The sequence below is a fragment of the Streptomyces sp. SX-6 genome (assembly GCF_059089585.1).
Window position 1 is genome coordinate 108,219 of sequence record NZ_JBTHHU010000021.1, and the last position, 18,422, is coordinate 126,640.

Annotated in this window: 13 protein-coding genes; 2 read left to right on the forward strand and 11 right to left on the reverse strand. The window is 69.5% G+C overall.

Annotated features, from left to right (window positions below; genetic code table 11):
- The first annotated feature begins 3 nt into the window (after positions 1-3).
- Entirely contained in the window at positions 4-492 is a 489-nt protein-coding gene (locus ACV530_RS23890; protein WP_494334671.1) for a hypothetical protein, read from the forward strand.
- Here ACV530_RS23890 and ACV530_RS23895 read toward each other — a convergent pair.
- From ACV530_RS23895 to ACV530_RS23910, 4 genes are all read right to left on the reverse strand, one after another.
- A complete protein-coding gene (locus tag ACV530_RS23895) occupies positions 461-3,154 on the reverse strand; it encodes an aminotransferase class V-fold PLP-dependent enzyme (protein ID WP_494334672.1) in 2,694 nt (897 codons plus the stop codon). The genes ACV530_RS23890 and ACV530_RS23895 overlap by 32 nt on opposite strands.
- A gap of 143 nt (positions 3,155-3,297) precedes the next feature.
- Complete coding sequence (locus ACV530_RS23900) at positions 3,298-5,301, reverse strand: carbamoyltransferase family protein (protein ID WP_494334673.1); 2,004 nt, start codon at positions 5,299-5,301, stop codon at positions 3,298-3,300.
- Positions 5,298-6,752 carry a purine-cytosine permease family protein gene (locus tag ACV530_RS23905; RefSeq protein ID WP_494334674.1) on the reverse strand — a complete coding sequence of 485 codons (1,455 nt, stop codon included), beginning with the start codon at positions 6,750-6,752 and terminating at the stop codon, positions 5,298-5,300. The genes ACV530_RS23900 and ACV530_RS23905 overlap by 4 nt, the downstream gene beginning before the upstream one ends.
- 147 nt (positions 6,753-6,899) lie before the next feature.
- Positions 6,900-8,591, reverse strand: coding sequence for a BCCT family transporter (locus tag ACV530_RS23910; RefSeq protein ID WP_494334675.1), 1,692 nt, complete (start codon positions 8,589-8,591; stop codon positions 6,900-6,902).
- 112 nt (positions 8,592-8,703) lie between these two features.
- Here ACV530_RS23910 and ACV530_RS23915 point away from each other — a divergent pair, with 112 nt between their 5' ends.
- Positions 8,704-9,798 carry a glycerate kinase gene (locus ACV530_RS23915; RefSeq protein ID WP_494334676.1) on the forward strand — a complete coding sequence of 365 codons (1,095 nt, stop codon included), beginning with the start codon at positions 8,704-8,706 and terminating at the stop codon, positions 9,796-9,798.
- 178 nt (positions 9,799-9,976) lie between these two features.
- On the opposite strand, the gene pssA is transcribed toward ACV530_RS23915, so the two are convergent.
- The 7 genes from pssA to ccrA form a co-directional block, all read right to left on the reverse strand.
- Positions 9,977-10,828 (reverse strand): CDP-diacylglycerol--serine O-phosphatidyltransferase, encoded by an 852-nt coding sequence (gene pssA, locus ACV530_RS23920; RefSeq protein WP_494334677.1) that lies wholly within the window; start codon positions 10,826-10,828, stop codon positions 9,977-9,979.
- Positions 10,815-11,471: a phosphatidylserine decarboxylase gene (locus ACV530_RS23925; protein WP_494334678.1), complete on the reverse strand. Its 657-nt coding sequence runs from the start codon at positions 11,469-11,471 to the stop codon at positions 10,815-10,817. The genes pssA and ACV530_RS23925 overlap by 14 nt, the downstream gene beginning before the upstream one ends.
- 172 nt (positions 11,472-11,643) lie before the next feature.
- Positions 11,644-12,849, reverse strand: coding sequence for an acyl-CoA dehydrogenase family protein (locus tag ACV530_RS23930; protein WP_494334679.1), 1,206 nt, complete (start codon positions 12,847-12,849; stop codon positions 11,644-11,646).
- Position 12,850: 1 nt separating this feature from the next.
- A complete protein-coding gene (locus tag ACV530_RS23935; protein WP_494334687.1) occupies positions 12,851-13,363 on the reverse strand; it encodes a MaoC family dehydratase in 513 nt (170 codons plus the stop codon).
- A 5-nt stretch (positions 13,364-13,368) separates the two neighbouring features.
- Complete coding sequence (locus ACV530_RS23940; RefSeq protein WP_494334680.1) at positions 13,369-14,331, reverse strand: HpcH/HpaI aldolase/citrate lyase family protein; 963 nt, start codon at positions 14,329-14,331, stop codon at positions 13,369-13,371.
- On the reverse strand, positions 14,328-16,340 hold the full coding sequence (locus ACV530_RS23945; RefSeq protein WP_494334681.1) for a protein meaA: 2,013 nt from the start codon (positions 16,338-16,340) through the stop codon (positions 14,328-14,330). Before ACV530_RS23945 ends, ACV530_RS23940 begins: the two co-directional genes overlap by 4 nt.
- A 1-nt stretch (position 16,341) precedes the next feature.
- On the reverse strand, positions 16,342-17,679 hold the full coding sequence (ccrA, locus tag ACV530_RS23950) for a crotonyl-CoA carboxylase/reductase (protein WP_494334682.1): 1,338 nt from the start codon (positions 17,677-17,679) through the stop codon (positions 16,342-16,344).
- Between the last annotated feature and the right edge of the window lie 743 nt (positions 17,680-18,422).

The following is an 18,422-nucleotide window of genomic DNA, read 5'->3' on the forward strand; positions in this document are numbered from 1 at the left end:
TGCGTGGCGGTGGCCGTGGCGGTGATGGGGATCTCGGCGGCGCCGGTAGAGGCGCATGAGGCGAAGCCCGGGGTCAGCTGCCTGGGGAGCAACACCATTGAGTTCTCGCCCGGGTTGAGCTTGAAGGCGCGGAGGACGAAGATCGGCGGATCGGGGACCTACAGCTGTACGTCCGCCGATCCCGCCCTCACCTCCGCGAAGTCCGTGATCAGCGGTGGCGGGGTGAACGGATGCTTCGCCTCCGATGCCACCACCGTGGAGAAGGTCACCTGGAACACCGGTGAGCGGAGCACAGTGATCTACCCCATGGGCAATGTGCAGCAAGTTGCCGCGCAGGCCGTGGTGTTGATCGTCGGCAAGGTGGTGTCGGGGAAGTTCGCGGGACGGACCGTTGCTTCCCCAGGGGTTCAGCTCACCCTCAACGTCCCCGCGTGCGTCACGGAGCGAGGGGTGCGGCAGATCACCGGCCCTTCTGCGCTGCTGATTTCCTGACCTCGCGGCGTCCGTGACGGACGACCTCGTCGAGGACGTACGCGACATCGTCCCGGGTGCTGGCGGGGTTGATGGTGCACATACGGAGCACCGTGGCGCCGTGGACGCGGGTGGTGAGGAGCAGCGCCCCGCTCTCCGTGCACACTGCCCGGCTGATGCGCTCCTGCGTGGAGTCGTCGGCCGGGTGGTAGCGGAAGGTGAGGATGGCGAGGTTGGGCGGGGTGACCAGGCGCAGCTCGGGGTGGGACCTCACCAGGGTGGCCGCGTGGTCGGCGAGGTCCATGCCGTGCTCGATCGCTCGCCGGAAGGCCTGCGCGCCGAAGGTTTTGAGGGAGAGCCACAGCTTCAAGGCCCGTAGACCACGGGTCTGTTGGGGGCCGTGGTCGGAGAGGTTCACCTCGTCGTCCCGGGGATCGGTGGGGCTGAGGTAGCCGGCGTCGAGGGTGTGACGGGCGAGGTCGAAGGTGGTGCGCAGCAGTTCCGGGCGGCGCAGCAGGACGCACCCGATCTCGTAGGGCTGGAAGAGCCACTTGTGCGGGTCGACGGTGAGGGAGTCGGCGCGGCGGAGTGCGGCTCGTAGGCCGTGGCCTCGCGTGGTGGCGGCAGCCGCTGCGCCATGGGCGCCGTCGATGTGGAGCCAGAGGCCTTCGCGTTGGCAGAGGTCTGCGAGGTCGTCGAGGGGGTCGATGGTGCCGGTCCCCGTGGTGCCGAGGGTGGCGACGACGGCGAAGGGGCGCAGGCCCGCGGCCCGGTCGTGGGTGATGCGGCGGGCGACTTCCGCCGGGTTCAGGCGGAGGGTTTCGTCGGCCGGTACGACGGAGAGCCGGTCGCGGGTGAGGCCGAGGAGGTGGGCCGCGCGGGCGATCGACGGGTGGGCCTGGGCGGAGCAGTAGAGGCGGGCGCGGGACAGGTCGTCGTCGAGGTGCTGGTCCCGTGCCACGGCCAGGGCGGTGAGGTTGGCGACGGAGCCGCCGCTGACGAAGAGGCCTCCTGCGTTCTCGGGCAGGCCGAGGAGCGTCATGAGCCAGCGCAGGGTGGTGAGTTCGAGCTGCGTGGGCCCGGCCCCGACCAGCCACGCGCCCGGCACCGCGAGATGGGCGGAGGCGAGGGCGTCGGCGAGTACGGCCGGGAAGTTGCCGGTGGACGGGGTGAAGGCGAAGCTTCGGGGATGGTCCAGGCGGGTCGCCTCGCCGAGGGCGTCGCGGGTGACGTGGTCGAGGACGGCGCACAGGTCGTCGGTGCCCTCCTCGGGCAGGGGCTCGTCCAGGGCGGCGCGGAGGGCCTCGGGCGAGGGGACGCGGAGGGGCGGCCGGTCGGGCGGGGCGGCGAATCGTTCGATGATGAGCTCGAGTGCGTGTCGTCCTGCCGTGCGCATCGGTTCCTCGGCCAGACGCAGCGGGTTCTGCCGGAGCAGGCATCGACCCAGCGCTTCCGGATCGGGGCGGGGCCGCGGTTCGAGGGCGGCCACGGGGTGCGCGAACTGGAGGAGGGCGAGCTCCTGCCCGGCGGTGACCGGGCCCTGGCGGGCGATGGCCCAGTACAGAGCCTCGTCCTCGCGGAGGTCGGTGACGTCGGACGGGCCCGCCGGCCGTTCGCCGTCACGGCGGTAGCGGCCAGTGGGGACGGGGACGTACGTGGCCGCGTCCTCGGCGGCGTGCACGACGAGTTGGCTCGGCAGGGGGCCTGCCGGCAGTGTCCCCGGCACGGACGGGGGCAGCTCGGGCAGCAGGAAGGAGAGGATGTGCAGGCCCAGGGAGGGCAGCAGCCCCGCCGCGCGCTCCACGGCCTGGACGAGCGAAACCACTGTCTGGAAGCGGGGGTTGACCTCGATGGCAAGGAGCCGTCCGTCGTCGTCCTCGACGAGATCGATGCCGAAGAGGCCCCGGAAGCCGCGCCCGCGCAGCACCTCGCCCACGCGCCGTGCCGCCTCGCGGGCCTGTGCGTACAGCCCCTCGGGCAGATCGCCGGGGCGTACGAGTTGGTTGCCGCAGTGCGTGCCCCAGGCGGCGGCGAGTTCGGGCAGCCCGACCAGTTGGTGGGACACGGCCGAGACCACGGTCCTGTCCGGCCCGGCGCATGCCGTGACGGTCAGGGAGATGCCGGGAGCGCAACGGCTGAGCCGGAGTGGTTCGTTCGGCCAGGCGGCGAGGCAACGGGCGAGTTCGGCGGGGGAGTCCACGGGGACGGTGCCCTTGCCGATGAGGTTGTTGTGGCGGCGCTGGAGGACTGCACGGGACCACTGGTCGTTCCAGTACGCCGGTGCCCGGCCGGCCGCGGGGATGATCACCGACGGCGGTGTCGGTACGCCTGCCTCCGTGAACAGGTCCAGCGCGCTGATCTTGTCCGCCGCCCAGGCCGTGACACCGGGGTCCGGGGCGAGCAGTCGGTAGCCGTATGTACGGGCCCACGTACGGGCGTTGGTGCCGTGCTCGGGTGCGAACGAGACGCAGACGCGGCGCGGGCCCGGCGTACCCTGTGGGCCGCCGGGCGGTGGTGGGGGCAACGGCTCCCACGCGGAGACCGGTTCATGCCGGAGCCAGGGCGGTGCCGGGCCGAACGACGCACTGACGAAGGGGCAGTGGTCCAGCCACACGGCCTCGTCGAGCAGTTCGTCCAGCAGCCGCCAGCCTGTCCGTGCGTCGATGCCCTCCATGCCCTCCATGCCCTCCATAGGGTGGGCAATGTAGCCCGGGCTCCCGGCCGCGTCCGGGGATCGTCCCGCGCCCACCCGAACGGGGCGCTCTGCCACCGGAGGCACGGCGCCCCGGGCCGGGGCCCGGGGCGCCGTGGTGTCTGCACCGATGATCAGGCGTCGGCCGGAGCGAGGGAGACGCAGCGCTCGCCCCAGAGGTAACGCATCGTCGTGAGCGTCTCGTTGTCGCAGGAGCACAGCTCGCGCAGCAGGGTCTTGCCGTCGGCGGCCAGCAGTGCCCGGTAGACCTCGGCCGACACCTCGTACTCCTTGCCGCCGGTGTAGGTGAAGGCGATGAAGTGCCGCGTTCCGTCGGCGGGGTCGGCGGGGTCGTCCTCGCGCCGCAGGGCGGTGGCGGCGGCGAGGCGCGGGGCGAGGTCGGCGAGGTCGGCGAGCGTCCACGGGCGCTTCGAGACGACGAGGTCGTCGACGATCAGGTGGTCGAGCTGGGTGGTGAGGAAGCAGCGCAGGGCGTCCTCGACCGAGTCGACGATGGGCTCGGCGTGGTTGTTGAACGAGGTGTTGAGCAGCACGGGGACACCGGTCAGGGCCCCGAACTCGTCCAGCAGCCGCCAGTACCGGGGGCTGACCTCCTGGTCGACCGCGTGGACGCGGGCCGTGCCGTCGACATGGGTGACGGCTCCGAGGTCGGACCGCTTCTCCGGTCGGACGGGCACGGTGAACACCATGAAGTCCGGCGTGTCCATGCCCTCCGGGAACTCGAAGTAGTCACGCAGGTGTTCGGCCTTGACCGACGGCGCGAAGGGCCGGTAGGTCTCCCGCTGCTTGACGACCATGTTCACCCGGTCACGGTTCCGCTCGGGGCGCGGGTCGGCGAGGATGCTGCGGTTGCCGAGCGCTCGCGGACCGAACTCGGAGCGGCCCTGGACCCAGCCCACCACCTTGTCGTCGGCCAGCAGCCGGGCGGTGTCCCGCGTCACGTCGGCCGACCGCTCGACCGTGACGAACCGGTGCCAGGGCTTCAGGCCGACCTCCGCGTCGCCGCTCTCGGGCAGCGACGGCCCCCAGAAGACCTGCCGGACGCGCCGGTTCGGGACCTTGCCGGTCACATCGGAGTGGACCTTCAGTGCCGCGCCGAGCGCCGCGCCGGCGTCATGGGAGGCAGGGTGGACGAAGACGTCGTCGAACAGGCCGGACCGGAGCAGACGTCCGTTGAAGGTGCAGTTCTGGCCGACACCGCCCGCGATGGCCACCTTGCGGTGGCCGGTCGCCTTCTGCCAGTGGCTCACCACATGCCAGGCGATGGTCTCCAGGGTCTCCTGCATGCCTGCCGCGAAGTCCTTGTGCTCCTGGCGGAAGGCCTCGCCGCGTCGGCGGACCGGGAAGCCTATCCGTCCGAACGCGGGCTGCAGATCCTCATGGTCGAGCCGGAAGTCGCCCTCGGGGCGCAGCTCGTAGACCGAACGGAACACGTCCCGATAGGTCTCCGGGTTGCCGTGCGGGGCCAGGCCCATGACCTTGTACTCGTCGCCCAGGCCGTAGCCGAGGAGCTCGGTGCCGGCCAGGTACAGGTACCCGAGGGAGTGGCTGATGTCCTTGCTGGTCAGCATGTTCACGGTCGAGCCGTGCGCGTCGTACACGGAGACGGCGTTGTCCTCGCCGGCGCCGTCCATCACGACCACCAGCGCGTCCGAGAAGCCGGACTGCGGGTAGGTGGTGAAGGCGTGCGCCAGGTGGTGATGTACGAAGTCGACGCGCTCGCCGGGGAGTTCGGTGTCGAAGTTCTCGCGCACCCGGTCGAGCAGCATGTTCCGGCTGAACCGCACCGGCAGCTCGGGCTTCTGCGCGTAGAGCTGGAACAACTCCCGGTCGGTGTAGTCCTCGTCGAAGAAGAAGGCGAGCTTGTCCACGTCGGACATCCGGATCCCCGCGGTGTCCAGGCAGGCCTGGATCGCGTCGGAGGCGAACTCGGTGGTGTGCTTGACCCGGCTCAGTCGCTCCTGCTCGACCGCTGCCACCACCTCGCCGTCACGGAGCAGTGCGGCCGCGGCGTCGTGGTAGTAGATCGGCCACCGCTGCGGCATGAAGTTGTTGTCACGCGGCGACAGACAGCAGTTGATGCCCAACACGTACATGTGGTGCGGGATTCCCTTCACTTGGTTGAAGATGGGAGAACGCCTTCGCCTGCGACGAGGCGCATCTCCGCGGTGAGGTCCAGGCTCCGGCTGAACAGCCAGTACGTGCCGCCGGAGACCGGAAGACCGATGAGGATCGAGCAGTCCACGCCGCCCAGCGCCTGGGCGAGCGGACCGTCGTAGGGCTGGGTGACCATGAACGGCACCATGGCGGCGATGCCGAGGGCGTAGGCGGCGAAGCCGCGCCAGTTCCAGCGTCCGTAGATGCCGTCACGGTCGAAGATGTCCCGGACCACGTACCGGCCCCGGCGCACCAGATAGTGATCGACGAGGTTGATCGCGGTCCACGGGGTGAACAAGTACGCCAGAAAGACAAGGGCGTTGCCGTGGTAGGCGGCGAACCGCCCGCTCCCGACGAACTGGGCGATCGTCCACACCGTGACCAGCATGATGCCGATGGCCACCGCACGGACGCGACGGGTCGGGGTGACGGGCCGGAACGAGTCGCGGATCGAGATCATGGCCAGACTGCCGCCGTACTGGTTGATCGCCATCACCAGCAACAGGCCGACGAGGAGCGCCGCCACGGCGACCCGGCCGAGACCGGGCAGTACCTTGTCGACCGCGGCCGCCAGCGCGGGCACGAGCCCTTGACCGGGCGCCGCCGCGGCCACCACCGTGCCGAGCGCGATGATCCACACGGCCGAGAGCGCGCTGGGCAGATAGCTCCACAGGAACGTTCTCCCGCGGGGCGTCTCCGGATGCAGATAGCGGGAGTGGTCCGAGGCGTACGGTGCCCAGCTGAGCTGGAAGCCCGCGACCATCACGAACACGGTCACGAAAGACGGGAATTCGAAGCCGTCCGGACTCCACATCCGCGCGCTCAGCGCGGAGTCGGCCAGCGCGACTCCCGTGATCGCGGCCAGCAACACGATCAACGGCCCGGCCAGCACCCTGCCGGCCTGCTGGATCCGCTCACTGCCGAACAGCGCGAGCAGCGCGGCGGCCGTCGCGGCCATGCTGTACCCCGCGATATCGGGCAGCCCGAACACGACATGCATCGACGACGCGGCCAGCAGCGCGTCGGACACGTTGTACGTGACACAGTTGAGGAGAGCGAAGACCCATACGGTGACGGCGGCCCCCAGATACCCGAACTGAGGCCTGGACTGCACGAGTTGGGGGAGTCCGAGCCGAGGGCCCTGGAGCGCGTGGCACGCCATTGAGAGGCTGCCGAAGAACGAGCCGAGCACCGTGGCCACGAGGGTCCAGAAGAGCGGTGCTCCCACGGCGAGGGCCGCGACACCCGTCGCCATCGCCGTCAGATTGATGTTTCCCACGAACCAGAGGGCGCCGATATGACGCACCCGCCGGTGACGCTCCTCGTAGGGCACCCAGTCGATGGAGCGCTGCTCGACCCGACCGAGTAACGAGGACAGCGAGGATAATCGCGCCTCTTGGTCTCTCTCCATGAACGGTCCGCTCCTCTGCGTGATCGTGGCAGCGAATATAGCCGCTTGGCGATCATGGACGGTAGAGGAAGCGGTGTGCTGTTTTCGGCCTAAGTTGCCTGGTCAGAGGCCAGTTTTCGACACAACCGGAATTAGGTGGGTGTGTTTCTACCGTTCGTCGTCCTCCCGTTCGCGGTCCCGCGCGCTCTCCGCGACCCGGCGCAGCCGGGGGTGGCGGACCGGGCCCGCCTCCGTGATGGCCTCGCCGATCATCGTGCGCAGGGCGTCCCGCAGTCCGTGCAGCGCGTGGTGGCGGGCCGGGCCCGCGCCGGGGTCGGTGCGCAGCTCGGACAGCAGGGACCAGCACAGGGCGAGCATGACCACGACGAACGGCAGGGCCACGAGGATCGTCGCGGACTGGAGGGACTTGAGGCCGCCCGCCACGAGCAGTACGGCGGCCACTGCCGCCATGAGGATGCCCCAGGTCACGACGAGCCAGTTGCGGGGGTGGAGGGCGCCACGGCTGGAGAGCGAACCCATCACCAGGGACGCGGAGTCCGCGCTGGTGATGAAGTAGGTCATCACCAGCACCATCGCCACCCAGGAGGCGAGCGTCGACAGCGGCAGGGTGTCGAGCAGGGCGAACAGCGAGGCCTCCGCGCCCTGTTGGGCCGTACCGGCCATGTCGGCCGCACCGGTCATGTCCAGGCGCAGCGCACTGCCGCCCATGACGCAGAACCACACCACCGTGGCACCGCTGGGCACGAGCAGGACGCCGATGAGGAATTCGCGGATGGTGCGCCCGTGGGAGATCCGGGCGATGAAGGTGCCGACGAAGGGGGCCCAGGAGAGCCACCAGGCCCAGTAGAACACCGTCCACGCGCCGAGCCACTTGGAGTCGGTGAACGCTCCGGTGCGGGTGGCCAGGGTGACCAGGTCGCTGAGGTAGCCGCCGGCGGCGGCCGGGATGGTGTTGAGGACGAAGACCGTCGGGCCGAGGAGGAAGACGAACAGCATCAGGCAGGCGGCCAGCGCGATGTTGAGCGTGCTGAGCCACTTGACGCCCTTGTGCAGCCCGGAGAAGGCGGAGACGACGAAGGCGGCGGACAGGGAGCCGATGATGACGAGCTCGAGTGAAGTGGTGTCTTTGACGCCGGTGGTGATGTTGAGGCCCTTGGACACCTGGAGCGCGCCCAGGCCCAGGCTGGTGGCCGTGCCGAAGACCGTCGCGAAGACGGCGAGGAGGTCGATGACGCGCCCGGGCCAGCCCGCCGCCCGCTCTTCGCCGATCAGCGGGACGAACGCCGAACTGAGCCGGTTGCCGCGGCCCTTGCGGAACCCGGCGTACGCGAGGGCGAGCCCGGCCATGCCGTAGATCGCCCAGGGGTGCAGGGTCCAGTGGAAGAAGGAGTACTCGAGGGCCGTACGGGCCGCCGCCGGAGTGCCCGGGTCGACGCCGCTGCCCGGGGGAGGGGAGACGTAGTGCAACAGGGGCTCTCCCACGCCGTAGAACATCAGGCCGATGCCCATGCCCGCGCTGAACATCATGGCGATCCAGGCGAGATTGCTGAACTCGGGCTGGTCGTCGTCCGCGCCGAGCCTGATCCGGCCGTACCGGCTGACGGCGATGACCGCGCACAGCACGAGGAACACGTCGGCCGCGGTGACGAACAGCCAGGCACAGTTGGACAGCACCCAGTCCAGGGCGTTCGTCGACACCTGGTCGAAGGAGTGCTTCCCCAGCGCCGCCCAGGCCACCACGGCCAGAACGGCGGCGATGCCGATGACGACGAGGGGCGTGTCCGGGGGCTCGCCCTCGTGGGCCGTAGTGCCTGTGGTCTCGGAGCTCTCGGTGCTCATGTCGCCCCACTATGGCCGGGTTCAGGGCGTATCGGAGGGACTGGCACGCCGGATAGGGTCACTGCGGCGCGACTGCCCGCGCGCGGCGCGGGCCGAGGCGAGGGGAATCGGGATGGCACGTGTGCTGGTGGCCGCGGACAAGTTCAAGGGCTCGCTGACGGCGGTCGAGGTCGCCGCCCATGTGACGGCGGGGTTGCGGCGGGCGGTGCCGGATCTCTCCATCGCGTCGCTGCCGGTTGCCGACGGCGGCGACGGAACGGTCGACGCGGCGGTGGCGGCCGGTTACGAACGCCGCGAGGTACGGGTGCGGGGGCCGCTGGGCGAGCCGGTCACGGCGGCGTACGCGCTGCGCGGTGCGACGGCCGTGGTGGAGATGGCCGAGGCATCGGGGCTGCGGCGGGCGTCGCGGCTCGCGCCGCTGACGGCCGGGACGTACGGGACCGGCGAACTGCTGCGGGCGGCGCTCGACGCGGGGGCGCGGGAGATCGTGCTGGGGGTGGGCGGGAGTGCGTCCACGGATGGCGGGGCCGGGATGCTGAGCGCCCTCGGGGCGCGGTTTCTTGATGCGGAGGGGAGGGATGTCGGGGCCGGGGGAGCGGCGCTTGGGGGGCTGGCGGTCGTGGATCTGTCCGGGCTCGATTCGCGGGTGCGCGAGGCGCGGGTTGTGCTCGCGAGTGACGTCGACAATCCGTTGACCGGGCCCATGGGGGCGGCCGCGGTGTACGGGCCGCAGAAGGGGGCCTCGTCCGAGGACGTCGCCGTGCTGGACGCGGCGCTCGCGCGGTACGCGCGGGTGTTGGGGTGGCCGCCGGAGTCGCCGGGGGCGGGGGCCGCGGGTGGTGTGGGGTACGGCGCTATGGCCGTGCTCGGGGCGGTGTTCCGGTCCGGGATCGAGGTGATGCTCGAGGTGCTGGGGTTCTCGGAGGCGGTCCAGGGCGTGGAGCTCGTGATCACGGGGGAGGGGGCGCTGGACGAGCAGTCCCTGCGAGGGAAGGCTCCGGTGGGAGTTGCGCGGGCTGCGCGGGGTGCGCATGTGGTTGCCGTTTGCGGGCGGCTTGCGCTTGCGCCTGCGGCGCTTGCGGGGGTGGGGATCGAGCGGGCGTACGCGCTCACGGAGCTTGAGCCGGATGTTGCGCGGTGCGTTGCGGATGCGGGGCCGCTGCTGGAGAAGGTGGCGGAGCGGGTTGCTGTTGATTTCTTCGGCTGACGTGTTGTGGGTGGGCACGCGCCTTCGGCGCGTAGGCCACCCTCCCGCGCACCACCCGGGACTGTTGACAGTGAGGCTCGGGTCGCCTGTGGGCGGTTGCGCGCCGTTGGCGGGTGCGGAAAAGGGTGTGGGCCCCGGGCAAGTTGCCCGGCCCCCACACCCCTTGTGCCTGTGTGTTCTACGACTGAGCCGCTCGTGCCTCGCGGCGGTTGTCGCGGAAGGCGTTGACGCGGCGGGCCGTCGCGAAGAGCGGGATCACCGCTCCGAGGACGAGCTGCAGCGCGCAGCCGGTCTGGAGCAGCAGCTCGCCGCCGGGGGCGTCGAAGGCCCACGCGCACAGCAGGCCCATGCTGAGCACGATCCAGCTGAGCATCGCGATCGCCAGGCGGCCCCGCGGCTTCGGGTACTCGACGCGGCTCACCATCAGCCACGCCACACCCACGATCGCCAGCAGCGTCGGGATGAACGGCAGCTCCAGCAGCACCACGGAGACCACCGTCAGCGCCCCGAAGGGACTCGGCATGCCCTGGAAGATGCCGTCCCGCATCGGCACGCACGAGAAGCGTGCCAGGCGCAGGACGACCGACAGCAGCAGGACCACGGCCGCCACGGCGGACACCTTCTGATGCGCGCCCTCGGCGACCACGCCCCACACCACCACGAAATACGCGGGTGCGAGGCCGAAGCTGATCAGGTCGGACAGGTTGTCCAGCTCCGCACCCATCGCCGAGCTGCGCAGCTTGCGCGCGACGAGCCCGTCGAAGAGGTCGAAGACCGACGCGAGCAGCATCAGCATCACCGCGGTCGCGGCGCTGTTGCGGGCCATGCCACCGTCGTCGTTGCCCGTGAGGTGGGGCATGAGGACGCCGGTGGTGGTGAAGTACACGGCCATGAAGCCGCAGATCGCGTTGCCCAGGGTGAGGGTGTCCGCTATTGACAGCCGCGTCGACAGCGGCATGTCATCGACGTCGTCCTCCGGCTCCGCTTCCGGGACCCAGGCGGCCTGTGTGTCAGGATCAATCACGGTCAAGGCGAGTCACCCCTGCGGTGGTGGCCTGGCCGACTTCGACATTCACCTCGACGCCCTCGGGGAGGTAGATGTCGACGCGCGAGCCGAAGCGGATCAGGCCGATGCGCTCGCCCTGTTCCACCTTGGTGCCCTGCGGCACGTACGGCACGATGCGCCGTGCGACGGCCCCGGCGATCTGGACCATCTCGATGTCACCGAGCTCGGTGTCGAAATGCCAGACGACGCGTTCGTTGTTCTCGCTCTCCTTGTTGAACGCCGGTACGAATCCACCGGGAATGTGCTCGACCGAAGTCACCGTGCCGGCCAGGGGCGCACGGTTGACGTGGACGTTCAACGGGCTCATGAAGATCGCGACGCGGGTGCGCCCGTCCTTCCACGGCATGATGCTCTGCACCACACCGTCGGCCGGGGAGATGACCCGGCCCTGGGTGATCTCGCGATCGGGGTCGCGGAAGAACCACAGCATGCCGGCCGCGAGCGCGGTGGAGGGCACGGCCAGTGCCGCCCAGCGCCCGGAGCGGCGGGCGCGGGCGAGGCTGACCGCCGCCGTGGCGACGGTCGGGAGGAGCCACGGCGATGCTCCGCGCGCAAGGCGAACACCGGGGCGGCTGTCGCGTGGTGCAGAGGAAGAGCTGTGGGGCATTGGTGACCTTCGTAGCGGAGGGTTGCCGCGTTTACGAGCGGGGGACGGCGGCTGTTCCGGCGATGCTATCGGTTGCGACCGACAACTGGCCAAGCGCCAGGGCCAGTCCATGGCCGAACATCGATGACTGGGTGTGATCTACTTCTCGTACAAAGCACCTCTTTCCGGACAATTATCCCTGGAACCGGTACTCCTCGAGTAGTCGACGCCCAATGATCATTTTCTGGATCTCTGCCGTGCCCTCGCCGATGAGCAGCATCGGGGCCTCGCGGTAGAGGCGCTCGATCTCGTACTCCTTGGAGAAGCCGTAGCCGCCGTGGATGCGGAAGGCATCCTCGACCACCTCCTTGCAGTACTCGGAGGCGAGGTACTTGGCCATTCCGGCCTCGAGGTCGTTGCGGTGCCCCGAGTCCTTCTTACGTGCCGCATTCACCATCATGGCATGGGCGGTCTCGACCTTTGTCCCCATTTCGGCCAGCTTGAACTGGATCGCCTGGTGCTGGGCGATCGGCTTGCCGAAGGTCTGCCGTTGCTGGGCGTAGGCGATGCCCAGCTCGAACGCACGCTGTGCGACGCCGCAGCCACGCGCCGCCACATTGACGCGCCCGACCTCGACGCCGTCCATCATTTGGTAAAAACCTCGGCCCGTGACCCCGCCCAGGACCCGGTCGGCCGGAACGCGCAGGCCGTCCATGATCAGTTCGGTGGTGTCCACGCCCTTGTAGCCCATTTTGTCGATTTTGCCGGGGATGGTCAGCCCCGGCTTGACCTGACCGAATCCCGGCTCCTTCTCGATCAGGAAGGTGGTCATCGACTTGTGCGGGGCCGTCCCCTCGGGGTGCCCCTCGTCGGTCCGGCACAGCACGGCCACCAGCGTCGACGAGCCGCCGTTGGTCAGCCACATCTTCTGGCCGGTGAGGACGTACTCGTCGCCCTCCCGCACACCCTTCGATGTGATGGCCGACACATCTGAGCCCAGGCCCGGCTCCGACATCGAGAACGCGCCCCGTACCTCGCCCGTCGCCATGCGCGGCAGGAAGTGGTCCTTCTGTTCCTGGGTGCCGTGCTGCTTGAGCATGTAGGCGACGATGAAGTGCGTATTGATGATTCCCGACACACTCATCCAGCCCCGGGCGATCTCCTCGACGCACAGGGCGTATGTGAGAAGGGACTCGCCGAGCCCGCCGTACTCCTCCGGGATCATCAGGCCGAAGACGCCGAGTTCCTTGAGCCCCTCGACTATCTTCGTCGGGTACTCGTCGCGGTGCTCCAGCTCGGTGGCGACCGGGAGGATCTCCTTGTCGACGAATTCCCGGACCGTGGCGAGGATTTCCCGCTGGACGTCCGTGAGCCCGTCGGTCTGCGCGAGACGGCCCATGTCACTTCTCCCGGATGATCGGCTCGGGACGGCCGGGCTGTTCCCCGCCGCGCTTCTCGGTGTATTCGGCGGTGGGCACCATCACCTTGCGCCGGAAGACGCAGACGACCGTGCCGTCCTGCTTGTAGCCCCTGGTCTCGACGTACACGATCCCGCGGTCGCTCTTCGACTTCGAGGGCGTCTTGTCCAGAACGGTGGTCTCGCCGTAAATGGTGTCGCCGTGGAAGGTCGGCGCGATGTGCTTGAGCGACTCGACCTCGAGGTTGGCGATCGCCTTTCCGGAGACGTCCGGCACGGACATGCCCAGCAGCAGCGAATACACGTAATTGCCGACCACGACGTTCTTGCCGAAATCGGTCGTCTTCTCCGCGTAGTTGCTGTCCATGTGCAGAGGATGATGATTCATCGTGAGCAGACAGAAGAGGTGGTCGTCGTATTCGGTGACCGTCTTGCCGGGCCAGTGCTTGTAGATGTCGCCGACGGTGAACTCTTCGTAGGTACGGCCGAACTGCATCTCGCTCACGCCTCCGGGATCTCGAACTTGGAGGTACGGGTCATGCCGGCCGCCCGTCCCTTGCCCGCGACGACGAGCGCCATCTTCCGGCTGGCCTCGTCGATCATCTCGTCGCCGAGCATGGCCGAGCCCTTCTTGCCGCCCGCCTCGGAGGTGCAGTAGTCGTAGGCGTCCAGGATCAGCTCGGCGTGGTCGTAGTCCTCCTGCGAGGGCGAGAAGACCTCGTTCGCGGCCTCCACCTGGCCGGGGTGCAGCACCCACTTGCCGTCGAAGCCCAGCGCCGCGGCGCGGCGGGCGACCTCCTTGTAGCCGTCCACGTTGCGGATCTGGAGGTACGGGCCGTCGATGGCCTGGAGGTCGTGGGCGCGAGCCGCCATCAGGATGCGCATCAGGATGTAGTGGTAGGCGTCCGCGGGGTAGCCGGGCGGCTGCTCGCCGACCACGAGCGTCTTCATGTTGATCGAGGCCATGAAGTCCGCCGGGCCGAAGACGATGGTCTCCATGCGCGGCGAGGCGGCGGCGATGGCGTCCACGTTCACCAGGCCCTTGGCGTTCTCGATCTGCGCCTCGATGCCGATGCGGCCGACCTCGAGGCCCATCGTCTTCTCGATCTGCGTCAGGAGCAGGTCGAGGGCGACGATCTGCTCGGCGTCCTGCACCTTGGGCAGCATGATGCAGTCGAGGTTCTGGCCCGCGCCCTCGACGACCGTGACGACGTCCCGGTACGTCCAGTGCGTGGTCCAGTCGTTGACCCGGACCACCCTCGCCTTGCCCGACCAGTCGCCGTTGTTGAGGGCGTCGACGATGTTGTGCCGGGCGCTCTCCTTGACCAGCGGGGCGCACGCGTCCTCCAGGTCGAGGAAGACCTGGTCCGCGGGGAGGCCCTGGGCCTTCTCGAGGAAGCGCGGGTTGCTGCCGGGGACCGCGAGGCAGGAGCGGCGGGGGCGCAGTCGGTTGACAGCAGTCATGCGGAGACCTCCAGGGGGTCGAGCTCGTTCGCTTTGCGGATCTCATCGACGATACGGCCGATGATCTCGGTGATACCGAAGTCCTTGGGGGTGAAGACGGCCGCGACTCCGGCCGCCTTCAGGGCGTCGGCGTCGGCGGACGGGATGATGCCACCGACGATCACGGGCATGTCGTCCGCCCCCGCGCCGCGCAGCCGGGCCAGTACGTCCGGCACCAGCTCCGCGTGCGAGCCGGAGAGGATCGACAGGCCGACGCAGTGCACGTCCTCGGCGACGGCCGCCGAGACGATCTGCTCCGGGGTGAGGCGGATGCCCTGGTAGACCACCTCGAAGCCGGCGTCGCGCGCCCGTACGGCGATCTGCTCGGCGCCGTTGGAGTGGCCGTCCAGGCCCGGCTTGCCCACCAGCAGCCGCAGTTTGCCGACGCCCAGTTCGGCCGCGGTGGTGGCGGCCTTCTCGCGCACGACGGCCAGCGGCGAGCCCGCCTCGGCGGCCACGGCCAGCGGGGCGCCGCCGACGCCCGTGGGGGCGCGGAACTCGCCGAAGACGTCGCGCAGGGCCCAGGACCACTCGCCGGTCGTCACGCCGGCGCGTACGCACTCGAGGGTGGCGGCCATCAGGTTCTCGGTGCCGGCCGCCGCCTTCTTCAGGGCGGACAGCGACTCCTGGGCCCGGACCTCGTCGCGGTTGTCGCGCCAGGAGTGCAGCCCGGCCACGACGCGCGCCTCGTTCGCCGGGTCGACGGTCATGATGGCCGTGTCGAGGTCGGAGGTGAGGGGGTTGGGCTCGGTGGTCTCGTAGCAGTTGACGCCGACGATCTTCTCCTCGCCCGACTCGATCCGGGCCCGCCGCTCGGCGTGCGAGGAGACCAACTCGGCCTTGAGATAGCCGGATTCGACGGCCGCCATCGCGCCGCCCATCTCCTGGATACGGTCCATCTCGGCCAGGCTCGCGGTGACCAGGCCCTCGACCTTCTCCTCGATCACATGCGACCCGGCGAAGATGTCCTCGTACTCCAGCAGGTCGCTCTCGTGGGCGAGCACCTGCTGGATGCGCAGTGACCACTGCTGGTCCCAGGGGCGGGGCAGGCCCAGCGCCTCGTTCCAGGCGGGCAGTTGGACGGCCCGGGCGCGGGCGTCCTTGGAGAGTGTGACCGCCAGCATCTCCAGCACGATGCGCTGGACGTTGTTCTCCGGCTGTGCCTCGGTCAGGCCGAGGGAGTTGACCTGGACGCCGTAGCGGAAGCGGCGCTGCTTGGCGTTCTCGATGCCGTAGCGCTCGCGCGTGACGCGGTCCCAGATACGGGAGAACGCCCGCATCTTGCACATCTCCTCGATGAACCGGACGCCCGCGTTGACGAAGAACGAGATACGGGCGACGACGTCGCCCTTGCGGTCGTCGGGTATCTGGCCCGATGCGAACACCGCGTCGAGCACGGCGATCGCGGTGGACATCGCGTAGGCGATCTCCTGTACCGGAGTGGCCCCGGCCTCCTGCAGGTGGTAGCTGCAGATGTTGATCGGGTTCCACTTGGGGATGTTGTTCACCGTGTAGGTGATCATGTCCGTCGTCAGGCGGAGCGACGGGCCGGGCGGGAAGACGTGCGTCCCGCGCGAGAGGTACTCCTTGACGATGTCGTTCTGGGTCGTGCCCTGGAGCTCGGTGACGTCCGCGCCCTGCTCCTCCGCGACCACCTGGTACATCGCCAGCAGCCACATCGCGGTGGCGTTGATGGTCATGGAGGTGTTCATCCGCTCCAGCGGGATGTCCTGGAACAGCCTGCGCATGTCGCCGAGTTGGGCGACCGGGACCCCGACCCGGCCGACCTCGCCGCGGGCGAGGACGTGGTCGGGGTCGTACCCGGTCTGCGTCGGCAGGTCGAACGCGACCGAGAGGCCGGTCTGCCCCTTGGCGAGATTGCGCCGGTACAGCTCGTTGGACGCCTCGGCGGTGGAGTGACCCGCGTACGTCCGCATGAGCCAGGGGCGGTCTTTCTGACGTTCTGTCATCTCACACGTTCCTGAAGCGGTTGATGGCTTCTATGTGCTCGGCCCGCATCTCCTCGTCGCGCACGCCCATGCCCTCCTCGGGGGCGAGGGCGAGGACGCCGACCTTGCCCTGGTGGAGGTTGCGGTGGACGTCGTAGGCGGCCTGGCCGGTGTCCGCCAGGCGGTAGGTCTTCGACAGGGTGGGGTGGATCTTGCCCTTGGCGATGAGGCGGTTGGCCTCCCACGCCTCGCGGTAGTTGGCGAAGTGCGAGCCCACGATGCGCTTCAGCGACATCCACAGGTAGCGGTTGTCGTACTCGTGGTGGTAGCCGGAGGTCGAGGCGCAGGTGACGATCGTGCCGCCCTTGCGGGTGACGTAGACGGAGGCGCCGAAGGTCTCGCGGCCGGGGTGCTCGAAGACGATGTCCACGTCCTCGCCGCCGGTCAGTTCGCGGATGCGCTTGCCGAAGCGCTTCCACTCGCGGGGGTCCTGCTCGTGTTCGTTCTTCCAGAAGCGGTAGCCCTCGGCACTGCGGTCGATGACCGCCTCGGCGCCCATGCTGCGGCAGATCTCGGCCTTCTGCTCGCTGGAGACCACGCACACGGGGTTGGCGCCGCCGGCGAGCGCGAACTGGGTTGCGTACGAGCCGAGTCCGCCGCTCGCGCCCCAGATGAGGACGTTGTCGCCCTGCTTCATGCCGGCGCCGTTGCGGGAGACCAGCTGGCGGTAGGCGGTGGAGTTGACCAGGCCGGGCGCCGCGGCCTCCTCCCAGCTGAGGTGCCGGGGCTTGGGCATGAGCTGGTTGGACTTGACCAGGGCGATCTCGGCCAGGCCGCCGAAGTTGGTCTCGAAGCCCCAGATGCGCTGTTCGGGGTCGAGCATCGTGTCGTTGTGGCCGTCCGCCGACTCGAGTTCGACGGACAGGCAGTGCGCGACGACCTCGTCGCCGGGCCGCCAGGCGTTGACGCCGGGGCCGGTGCGCAGGACGACGCCCGCGAGGTCGGAGCCGATGACGTGGTACGGCAGGTCGTGCCGCTTGGTGAGCGGTGACATCTTGCCGTAGCGCTCGAGGAAGGCGAACGTGGGGACCGGCTCGAAGATCGACGTCCACACGGAGTTGTAGTTCACGGAGCTGGCCATGACGGCCACGAGCGCCTCGCCGGGCCCGAGTTCGGGCACCGGCACCTCCTCGACGTGCAGCGACTTGCGCGGGTCCTTCTCCCGGGAGGAGAGCCCGGCGAACATGTCCGCCTCGTCCTTGTGCACGGTCACCGCGCGGTAGGACTCGGGGAGTTGGAGCGCGGCGAAGTCCTCGCTGGTGCTGTCCGGTGCGAGGATGGCGTCGAGTATCTGGTTCACGGTTGTGCCTCCGGCGAAGCGCGTTCTAGGAAACGGCTTGAGGGAACGTCGGGGGTGGTGCCGTCGGTTCGGCATTTTCGGCGATTTTGCGCTGGCCGCGCGGGGGTGGGCGCGGGTGGTGCCGTGCGGTGTGGTGCGGTGCCTGGTGACGCAGGCGGTCCGGGCGCGCAACGTGCTTGCGGGGACAGCCGGCGCGCGACGTCGGTGTCTGCGCGCCGGCCGCCCGGACGAGTTCAAGGTATGGCACGGCGTGCCGCTCGACAAGGCACTGCGTGCCATGAATTTGAGACATCTGTCACCGGGGGTTCACAGATGAGCGGTGCGGATGTTGCGTGTGGGTGGGGGTGGGGAGTTGTGCCCCGGTCCCGCCCTTTCTCCGTTTCCCGGGGCTCCGCCCCCGGACCCCGACCCTGGGGCTGCGCCCCAGACCCCGCTGTCGCGGCTTCGCCGCTCGTCCTCAAGCGCCGGACGGGCTGGAGAGTGCCGGGCCGGGCTGGAATTGCGCGCCCGCGCCGGATTTCGGCGCAAGCGCGAAATCGCGTGCGGGCGCGGGTCGGTGGGCGCGGACAGTTGCTATTCGGCGCGGCCCGGCACCATTCAGCCCGTCCGGCGTTTGAGGACCAACGCGGCGAAGCCGCGTTGCGGGGGCCCGGGGGCTTGCCCCCGGAAGGGGGGCAGGGGCGGAGCGCCTGAACTGAACCCCCCGGGGCGTCAAGAGGGGGCCCCCTCCCCCTGGGTCCGCC